Origin of the sequence: Pseudobacillus badius, assembly GCF_002189605.1 — a bacterium.
Lineage (GTDB): Bacteria > Bacillota > Bacilli > Bacillales > Domibacillaceae > Pseudobacillus > Pseudobacillus badius.
Map to the genome: position 1 here is coordinate 37506 of NZ_MWMM01000018.1, position 9539 is coordinate 47044.

The 9539-nt window shown below is 46.4% G+C and carries 7 protein-coding genes and 2 riboswitches; of the genes, 2 read left to right on the forward strand and 5 right to left on the reverse strand.

Annotated elements, in window-relative coordinates:
- Positions 1-18: 18 nt before the first annotated feature.
- A riboswitch (SAM riboswitch) is annotated at positions 19-123 on the reverse strand.
- Between the two features lie 154 nt (positions 124-277).
- The 3 genes from B1A98_RS17900 to B1A98_RS17910 all read right to left on the reverse strand — a co-directional run bounded on the left by B1A98_RS17900 (position 278) and on the right by B1A98_RS17910 (position 2778).
- Positions 278-1471, reverse strand: coding sequence for a 2,3-diketo-5-methylthiopentyl-1-phosphate enolase (locus tag B1A98_RS17900; protein WP_063384017.1), 1194 nt, complete (start codon positions 1469-1471; stop codon positions 278-280).
- 90 nt (positions 1472-1561) lie between these two features.
- Positions 1562-2074: a 1,2-dihydroxy-3-keto-5-methylthiopentene dioxygenase gene (locus tag B1A98_RS17905; RefSeq protein WP_063384018.1), complete on the reverse strand. Its 513-nt coding sequence runs from the start codon at positions 2072-2074 to the stop codon at positions 1562-1564.
- A 38-nt stretch (positions 2075-2112) separates the two neighbouring features.
- Positions 2113-2778 carry a 2-hydroxy-3-keto-5-methylthiopentenyl-1-phosphate phosphatase gene (locus tag B1A98_RS17910; protein ID WP_063384019.1) on the reverse strand — a complete coding sequence of 222 codons (666 nt, stop codon included), beginning with the start codon at positions 2776-2778 and terminating at the stop codon, positions 2113-2115.
- Positions 2779-2880: 102 nt separating this feature from the next.
- Positions 2881-2985, reverse strand: a riboswitch (SAM riboswitch).
- A gap of 213 nt (positions 2986-3198) precedes the next feature.
- Here B1A98_RS17910 and B1A98_RS17915 point away from each other — a divergent pair.
- Together B1A98_RS17915 and B1A98_RS17920 are read left to right on the forward strand one after the other, a co-directional pair.
- On the forward strand, positions 3199-5304 hold the full coding sequence (locus tag B1A98_RS17915; protein WP_063384020.1) for a molybdopterin oxidoreductase family protein: 2106 nt from the start codon (positions 3199-3201) through the stop codon (positions 5302-5304).
- 253 nt (positions 5305-5557) lie between these two features.
- Positions 5558-6739: a YeeE/YedE family protein gene (locus tag B1A98_RS17920; RefSeq protein WP_087903789.1), complete on the forward strand. Its 1182-nt coding sequence runs from the start codon at positions 5558-5560 to the stop codon at positions 6737-6739.
- A gap of 59 nt (positions 6740-6798) precedes the next feature.
- Here B1A98_RS17920 and B1A98_RS17925 read toward each other — a convergent pair whose 3' ends face one another.
- Both B1A98_RS17925 and B1A98_RS17930 read right to left on the reverse strand, forming a co-directional pair.
- Positions 6799-8352 (reverse strand): NAD(P)H-hydrate dehydratase, encoded by a 1554-nt coding sequence (locus B1A98_RS17925; RefSeq protein ID WP_082821645.1) that lies wholly within the window; start codon positions 8350-8352, stop codon positions 6799-6801.
- A 91-nt stretch (positions 8353-8443) separates the two neighbouring features.
- Complete coding sequence (locus B1A98_RS17930; protein WP_063384022.1) at positions 8444-9298, reverse strand: STAS domain-containing protein; 855 nt, start codon at positions 9296-9298, stop codon at positions 8444-8446.
- Positions 9299-9539 lie beyond the last annotated feature (241 nt).

Consider the following 9539-nt stretch of genomic DNA (forward strand, 5'->3'; position numbering starts at 1 on the left):
GGTTTTCGAAAAAACAACTTCTTATCTTTCAGCATTGCTGCTGTGAGAATTAGCACCGTGCTTACATGTAAGTCGGTTGCCGGGCTTCATAGGGCTCATCCCTCCACCTGCTCTTGATAAGGTCGCATTATTAAGTTAATCATTCTTATAAGTTAACTAGGATTATTTCACTATCTTTCTAGACTGTCAATAGCTTTTTTATAAAAAAGCGTGAAAAATGAAATAACTTTGAAACGACGGGCAAACGCCCGCTTGTTGGACAGCCTAAACAACCGCTTTATGAAGTCGTTACAATTCCCCATTGGTCGATCGCTCTCTTTAAGGGTTCAGACATTTCAGCCGCTTCCGGCAAAGAAATATTTCTCACACCGGCATGAATAGCTGCCCGGAAAGCCTGCGCACCGTTGATCGGTCCGTCCGGATGCCCAAATACCCCGCCTCCTGCGTTGATCACCAAACTTTCGCTGCCAAAATCCTTCAACAGCTGCGGCACCATTCCTGGATGAATCCCTGCTGAAGGCACAGAAAAGGCTTGCTGAAAATAACTTTCTTCTGTTAGTGCGCGGCCAATCGCCAAGGCATCCGCAGATGGGATAGCTACATTGCCATATGGGCTTGGAAACAGCGAAAAGTCCCCGCCTGTCATGCGTGTCAGTTTTCCCACTAGCAACGAATAAGAATAGCCGCCCGGCTGTCCAGCCAGTACACCCGATAAAGCCGAATGGGCCATAATCGGCAAGCGAATATTGTCATTCTCGCGCAGCGCTTGCAGCGTATCCAAGCCATAGGCGTGAACGTTGAATAATAAAGCATTCGCGCCAAGCTCTTGCGCCCGTTCGGCCTTCGCATGCAGCTCGTTTGATCTCCCAGATACATTCACTGCATATAAAGCCTTTTGCCCTGTATGTTCATAATGGCGTCTAATAATATCTTTGGCCGCGATGATTCTCTTCTCAAAAGGTGTCAGCTCGTTTTCAAAAAGAATTTCGTCATCCTTGATTAAATCAATGCCCCCTGCCAGCAAATCCTCCAACTGAGCAGAGAAAAAGGACAAATCCCTTCCTATCACACCCTTAAAAATAGCCATCAGCAACGGACGGTCATAAAGGCTCAACTGCTCCCTCACACCTTCCACGCCAAAGCGCGGACCGGGAAATTGCCGAAGCAGTTCCTCATCAAAGGTTAAATCAATCAGCTCATGACCTTCGAAAAAAGAAAGCTTCCCATAAACGGTCGTTAAGATTGCCGGAAGATCCGCAGAAAAATTGGCGGATGGATAATGGATTTTTACCGTATCCTTCTTTTCACCCTTTTCTACCGATACAACCTCTCCTTTATTTTTCTGCAGCTGCTGCCGCTCAAGATGCGGGATATCTGTCCAGGAACCGACGGTGAGGCCCAAAGCATATTGCTCCGCTCTCTTTTCCTGATCGGGATGTGCCGGAAACAGATAAGTCGCTGTTACTCCCATAAAATGTCCTCCTCTGCCATTTGGTCAATCTCCATCTGCCTTTCGCCTATTTGCACAGACTGCCGTTAAAGCTGGACGGGCACTGCTCTTTTAGTAAACCGGCACCCAGCCCTCTTCAGTGACAAAAATCCGGACAGCAACCACTTTGCGGTCATCAGACAATGTAAAATAATGACGGACGCTTTCTGGAACCGAAATAAGATCCCCAGGGTTGAGGTGTACCTCAAAAAACCGGCCGTCCTTGCCTTGAATAACGAAGACGCCATGGCCGCTTGCAATAAAGCGCACTTCATCATCTGTATGGTGATGCTCACGCTGGAAGTTTGTTAATAGCTCTTCTAGATTAGGCGTGTGATCGGCTAATGAAATCACATCCCATGCTTGATAGCCTCGCCTCTCAGCAATATCTTTAATTTCCGCTTCAAAAGCGGTTAAAATTTCCTTTTTTTCCTCATCACTTAACACATACTTCTCTTGTAAGTGAACAGGAAGTTTTGAAATGTCCCAATGCTCATAAATAACGTCCTGCTGCTGCAAAAATGAAACGACCTCTTCCTGGTTATCAATGATTTCATTAGTTTCTTGGATTTTAATTGTTGTCATGACGAACCTCCTTCGATTATTGGCAATATTCGGAATTGTTATCTTATATTCTGCTTCAGTTTTTCCAAACGATCGATACAATCATAAAACGTATCAAACGGCTGAAAAGGGATCGACAGTTCTGTGCACTTTTCAGATAAATAATCTCTGGCCATTACCGAATCGGCTATTTTTGCTGCTTGCAAATCGGTAACGGAATCACCGATTACAACCGTATGCTCTCCCTGGCTGGCGGTACGGCGGATAAGGGCTGGTTTACAGCAGCCGCAGTTTTGGCTCGGGCATGCTTGATCGCAGCCATGCGGCCAAAGAATGCGAATATGTTCTCCGCTGAAATCCGCTTCGTTGCAATATACTCCCGCAATGGAGTGAAAAGGTTCAAGCAACGGCTTCACAAAAAAGTCAATGCCGCCGCTGACAATATAAAGAGGAATCTCTTGCTTTTCTGTGTAGCGCACAAACTCTCCGAATCCCTCTCTCACTTCCGCTGTTTCTAAAACAAAATCAACCATTTCCTGGCGGAGAGAAGAAGGCAGGAGAGCAAACATATTTCCAACGCCTTCCTGAATGCTGACCGATTGGGAAAGCACCCCTTCTTTCCACTTCTCCCACTCGGGCGGAGCAAACTTCTTCATAATGCTAATGATATTGTCTTTCTTCGTCACTGTACCATCAAAGTCGCAAAAGATGACGGGCTTTCTCAAGGTGGCATCACTTCTTTCTTTTTACTATATAGCTGGAGCTTTCTGCTAGAGAGAAAATAAAAAACCTCTTCACAAATAAGAAGAGGTTTTCGAAAAAACAACTTCTTATCTTTCAGCATTGCTGCTGTGAGAATTAGCACCGTGCTTACATGTAAGTCGGTTGCCGGGCTTCATAGGGCTCATCCCTCCACCTGCTCTTGATAAGAGTTTATTCACTATTTTCAGATTCATATAAATTTACTAGGATTATGACACGCCCTGCGGAAAGTGTCAATAGTTTTTTCTTTATCCATTATTTGGAAACTACTGAAAGCCAGACGGTTAGCGAGCAGAAGATAGAAATATTTTCCGAACGTTCTTACTATTTATTTGCTATGATAAAAGCGGTGAAGCAATTTTTGTGAGGAGAGGATGCTGAACATGCAATCATATATTAATATCCAAAATGGAACAGTGCCTTCAGTTTGTTCACTTGACTGTCCGGATCAGTGCGGGCTGCTTGTACACAAAAAAGACGGGAAAATTGTTCAGATCGAAGGCGATCCTGACCACCCCGTAACGCAAGGAAGCATTTGCAACAAGGTGAGAAATATGAGCGAACGCTTATATGACCATAAAAGAATCAAAACACCGTTAAAGCGAATCGGCCAAAAAGGCGAAGGAGCATTCGCTCCGATCAGCTGGGACGAAGCGATCGAAACTATTTCCTCCCGCTGGAAAAAACTAATGGCAGAGGAAGGGGCCGAATCCATCCTCCCGTACAGCTTTTATGGGAACATGGGAAAGCTGAGCGCGGAAGGAATGGACCGGCGCTTTTTTCATCGCCTCGGGGCCAGCCGGCTTGATCAAACCATTTGTTCTGTTGCCGGCTCAGTCGGCTTCAGCTATACGATGGGCGGAAGCTTTGGGACAGACCCTGAAGAAATGTCGGAAACCAAGCTATTTATCCTCTGGGGCATCAATGCTGTCAGCACAAATATGCATCAAATGATGATTGCTCAAAAAGCACGGAAAAACGGAGCAAAAATCGTTGTCATTGATGTTCACAAAAACCAGACTGGACGAATGGCCGATTGGTTTATCCCCATTCTTCCCGGCACAGATGGCGCTCTTGCTCTTGGTGTTATGCACATTCTCTATAAAGAAAAGCTTGTCGATCAGTCATTTCTGAAAGAATATACAGTCGGCTTCAAGGAGCTGGAAGAGCAGGTGGAAGCTTACGAGCCTCAGAGCGTTTCTGCTTTAACCGGTGTCCCTGTTGAAGACATATACAAGCTGGCTCGTTTGTATGGAACAGCCTCCCCTTCCATGATCCGCATCGGAAACGGCCTGCAGCACCACGACAATGGCGGGATGATTGTCCGCACCATCGCTTGCTTGCCCGCCTTGACAGGCCAATGGCGAAAAAAAGGCGGCGGCGCCCTTAAATCTAATTCCGGTTATTTAGCTTATAACACGAGGGCTCTGCAGCGGCCGGAGCTGTTGGCGCAGCCGACAAGGATCATCAACATGAATCATCTAGGAAAGGCCTTGCTTGAGCTGGAGCCGCCCATCCGTTCATTGTTTGTCTATAATACGAATCCTGCTGTTGTAGCGCCGGATTCTAATAAAGTGAGAGCGGGCTTAGCACGGGAAGATTTATTTACAGTTGTACATGATCTGTTCTTAACCGAAACAGCCCGGTTTGCCGATATTGTTCTTCCGGCTACCTCCGCCTTTGAAAATACAGATTTATATACATCTTATTGGCATAACTATCTCCAGCTCCAAGAGCCTGTCATTCCGCCTTACGGAGAAAGTAAATCGAATCCTGATGTCTTCCGTCTGCTGGCGCAGGCTATGGGCTTTGAAGAACAAGCATTGAAAGATACAGATGAGCAATTAATCGAACAAGCTATCAATCATAAAGACAATCCCCACTTCCCTGTCATCACATACGAAGAGCTTACAAACAAGCGCTTTGTCAAGGCGACCAATACACGTGTACCGCTTAACAGCTTAAAAACGCCGAGCGGCAAAATTGAGCTGTATTCCGAAAAAATGAAAATAGATGGTCATCCAGCGCTGCCGACGCACATGCCATTAGCAGAAGAGAAGGATTTCCCATTCCTGTTTGTGCCCGGACCGAACCATAACTTTTTAAACTCTACATTTTCTCATAACGAGAAACATAGAAAGCTCGAAAAAGCACCGAAGCTATTTATCAATCACGAAGATGCCGGCCGTTTAGGCGTCGAAAACGGCACTACAGTCCGCCTCTGGAATCATCGCGGAGAGTGTCAATTAACCGCTGTCGTAGGCGACCATGTTCTTCCGGGCGTAGTGGTGAGCCAAGGGCTTTGGTCAGATGAGCCGGGCGAAAAACGTCTGGTCAATTCCCTCACTCCTGACCGGCTAGCGGATATGGGAGGCGGAGCTGTATTTTTCTCTGGACGTGTGCAAGTGGAAGCAATAAAGCAAGTAATCGATGATAAAGAGACTGGCAGAACGGTCCGCAGGAAAAATGCACAGCTGCCGACCATTTGAGATCGCTGGCTTTCCAGCGGTCTTTTTTTATGCCTTATTTAACCGGAATACTCTTTTGCAGATATCAGGCTCTGGCCAGCTTCCTCTCTTTCTTGCACATAGCGCTTTATTTTTTCATCAAAAAGAGGTATGATAAATAATAATACCAACTATTTTAATAGGATAAGAGGTGTTTTAATTGCCGCAAACAACTTTATCAACACCGGCGAGCCGAGGTTATCGTTCTACAACGGTTGTTACCCGGCTGAATCCAATGCAAAAGCCACAGGCTGCTGCCGGGATTATTATAGCTATTCTTCTTTTTGCCGCTATTGTTCAAACGGCTAATTGGACTCAAGGCGTTTTATTCACCATTGGGCTTGCCTTAGGAGTGACGCTGCTGTATGCCCGGTTCGGCTTTACCTCTGCCTTCCGCCGGCTAATGTCTGTCGGCAACGTTCAAGGACTGCAGGCACACATGATTATGTTAGCTATGGCTTCGGCGTTATTTGCGCTTATACTGGGTACAGGCTTCAGCTTCACGGGTGTCACTCCCGCCGGCTATGTCTCTCCAGTAGGCACAAGCTTGATTTTTGGTTCATTTATCTTCGGAATTGGAATGCAGCTTGGTAATGGCTGTGCTTCAGGAACGTTATATCAGGTAGGCGGCGGGGCATCTTCAATGGTTTTAACGCTTCTTGCTTTTATTGCCGGATCTGTTCTTGGCGCTTACCACTTTACATTCTGGATGGAAGAGACGCCATCTCTTCCGCCGATTTCTTTAGCTGAATCAACAGGGCTTGGCTACTTCGGCGCGCTCATTGTTCAATTGATTCTTTTTGCCGCAATTTATTGGATAACCGTGCAAATTGCCAGGAAGAAAAACCCGCCAATGATGAAACCCCTGCCGACTACTGCCGGCTGGAAGAAAGTATTCCGGGGCTCTTGGCCGTTAATCACCGCCGCTGTTGTGCTGGCCTTGTTAAACGCATTAACATTAACTGTTAGAGGAAATCCGTGGGGCATTACTTCCGCCTTTGCTCTTTGGGGCGGGAAAGCGCTTATGGCTATGGGTATAGACGTATCAAGCTGGGGCTTTTTCTCGGGTGCTAACGGGGAGGCTCTTACACAAACTGTTTTGGCAGATTCTACAAGTGTCATGAACTTTGGAATTATTTTAGGGGCTTTTATTTCTGCGGCGTTTCAGGGGACATTCAAGCCGAAAAAAATTCAGCCGAAAGTGGCAGCAGCTGCTATTATTGGCGGGCTATTAATGGGCTATGGCGCCCGTCTCTCTTTCGGTTGTAATATCGGAGCCTATTTCGGCGGAATCGCCTCCTTCAGCCTTCACGGCTGGGTATGGATGGTTATGGCTATGCTGGGTACTTACGCAGCTTTATTTATCCGCCCTCTCTTCGGGTTGAAAAACCCGAAATCCTCCGATACATTTTGTTAAGCAAAAGAAAGGTGTTCCGAAATTTCACTTTGGGACACCTTTCTTCATTTCTGCTGTTTTCACTTTTCCATCTCCTGCAGAAGATGGCACACCCCCGCGATAATATCAAAAGGCATAACACCATAATGAGATAAGAAGGCAGCCCTCTCCTCGCCCGCTCTGGCATGCAAATAACTGGCCGCAATAAGGGCAGCGACCGGCTGGGCTCCTTGGGCTAGAAAAGAAGCAATCATTCCTGTCAGCACATCGCCGCTTCCGCCTTTTCCAAGCGAACTATTGCCATGCGGATTGACATACACTTCTCCGCTTGGTGTAGCCACCACTGAGCGGTGCCCTTTCAGCAATACATAAATCTGATGCTCTTTAGCAAAATCTCTAGAGATCGTCAATCGGTCTTCCTCTACCTCTTGCACCGTTTTCTTCAGTAAAGCAGCCATTTCTCCGGGATGAGGCGTCAAAATAACCTCTCCCTCATATTGGTGCAACATTTCCAGTTCGTCTTTAATCAAATATAACGCATCCGCATCCATGACAACCGGCTGGCCGTGCAAGGAATCCAGAAGGCCTTTCATCCATTTATCGCCGCCGGCAAATCGGCTCATTCCAGGACCGACGGCCACGCTGTCAAATTTATGAAGACTCGGAGCTAATTCGCTGACTGCTTGCTCAGAAAAGCGTCCCTCTTTTTCTGTCAATGGCAAAAACAACACTTCCGGATGCTGGGCCGTAATCAGCGGGTAAATACTCTCCGGCACAGCCATGGTAACCAGACCTGCTCCGCTATGCAGAGCGGATTTCGCTGAAAAAATGGGAGCGCCTACATACTGGCGGGACCCTCCGGCTACAAGAACATGTCCAAATGTGCCCTTATGGCCATGCGGCGGACGTGCCGGCACAGCTTCTTTAGCGAGCTGCTCCGTTATCAGCTGCGGCAGTGAAAGGCCGAGAGCTGCCGCAGCTGAAGGAGGGACAGAAATATCGACCGCTTTCCACTCCCCGATATAGCTGGGACCGTCCTGCAAGAAAAAGCCGCGTTTAGGAAACACGAAACTGACTGTCTTTGAGGCTTGAACAGCTATTCCTTCCGCTTTCCCGCTATCGCTATTTAAACCGGAAGGAATGTCTGCAGACAAAATCAGCTTCTTGCCCGCCTGTTCATTGATCATAGAAATCACTTGGCGAAAAGGCTCTCTGACCGGCCCGTTTATACCTGTTCCAAGCAGCGCATCGACGATAATATCGGCCCGCTCCAGATAGTTATAAAGCTCTTCCCTTTTCTGCTCGCAAAAATAAAAAATCGGCAGCTCTCGCTTTATGTAGACATCCAAGTGAACTTTAGCATCGCCGCTAACCCGTTCCGGGGCAACAAGCAGGCAAAGAAGCGTTTTCACCCCTAAGTCGCACAGCCTGCGAGCAACAACAAAGCCGTCTCCGCCATTGTTCCCTCCTCCGGCCAGCACAATTACCTTCGGCTGTTTACTAGCAGAGGCGGCGAGGAGCTCTTCCACTACTTTTGCGCCGGCATTTTCCATTAAAACGACACCGGGCAGTCCAAGCTGCTCCATCGTATATCGGTCCATCCTTTGCATGTCTGTTTGTCCAGCTATCAACACTTTACTCCCCCTTCATTGCCCAATAAAAAAATAAGCAGGCTCCCTTATTGCTCATTACCGCAAGTGGGCCCAGTACTTTTTCAACCATTCATCATTCAGCAAACTCTTCCGGAGAATACTTGCCAAGTATTTGCTGCAAGGAACTGAAGGACTCTATCTCGGAGAAATCAATGCCTAATTGCACCGCTGTCTGGGCAATCTCCGGCCGAATGCCCGTCATTGTGGATTTGATACCTAATAAGTTCAACACTTGAATAATTTGAAAAATTTGCTGGGCCACCATTGTATCGATAATCGATACGCCGGATAAATCGATGAATAAATGGGAAATTCCCGCTTCGACACACTTCTTTGGTATTTGTTCCAAAATGCTTTTGGCGCGCATCGTATCAATATCGCCAACCAGGGGCAGGATACCTTTGGAAGAGGTGATGGGAATAACAGGAGAACCAAGCTCCTCAATAAGACTTTGCTGGGCTGAAAGCCGGCTCATCATAATATCGAAATACATCTCGGAAAATTTAATATTCAGCTCATCAAACGCCTTGTGAATGACAACTCCCCATTTTAGAATATCTTCATGAGTCACTTTGCTCTTATTTAACTTCACAAACTTCTCTACAAAATGCCAATAGGCTTCTCTTGCTGCGCGCAGGGCATCCTGTACTTCATGAATAGGCGTATTGCTGGCCACTCTGCTCTCTGCCACTTCCAACGCCCATTGCTTCTTTTGCTTTTCAAATGTATCTTGTTCTTCTAAAAGGCTGCTGGCAACGGTAAGATTCGTTAAACGGTTTTGCTTCCGCAGCAATTGTTCAATCGACTGGTCAGCATCTGCTGAATAGACAGACCCGCTTTTTTTCTCTCTCGCAGCGAGCCATTCATCTGTAATCACAGTTAAATGATCTATTAAATACTTATAAAGCTGGGAGTCAATACTCCTCATATCCCTTCCACCCCTGTAACTGAAATTTTGGTCTTTATTCACTGTCTAGTTATATATGTCTTTATAAATCATATCACTTTTTCAAATAATAACTCCAATTTCCAAATTAATTACTTTTTTAAAAACAAAAAACAACCGCCTGTTTCTGAACTGCACCCCAATTGTTAGACACAGCTAACAATTGGAGGTGCAGTTTTTCTATGACCAAATATTCATTACAAACTAAATTAAATGCCGTCCA

Bases quoted from the DNA above. Each gene is read 5' to 3' on its own strand.
- B1A98_RS17915 (WP_063384020.1), top strand. From the start codon at position 3,199: ATGCAATCATATATTAATATCCAAAATGGAACAGTGCCTTCAGTTTGT.
- B1A98_RS17905 (WP_063384018.1), bottom strand. From the start codon at position 2,074: ATGACAACAATTAAAATCCAAGAAACTAATGAAATCATTGATAACCAG.
- B1A98_RS17920 (WP_087903789.1), top strand. From the start codon at position 5,558: ATGCAAAAGCCACAGGCTGCTGCCGGGATTATTATAGCTATTCTTCTT.
- B1A98_RS17930 (WP_063384022.1), bottom strand. From the start codon at position 9,298: ATGAGGAGTATTGACTCCCAGCTTTATAAGTATTTAATAGATCATTTA.
- B1A98_RS17900 (WP_063384017.1), bottom strand. From the start codon at position 1,471: ATGGGAGTAACAGCGACTTATCTGTTTCCGGCACATCCCGATCAGGAA.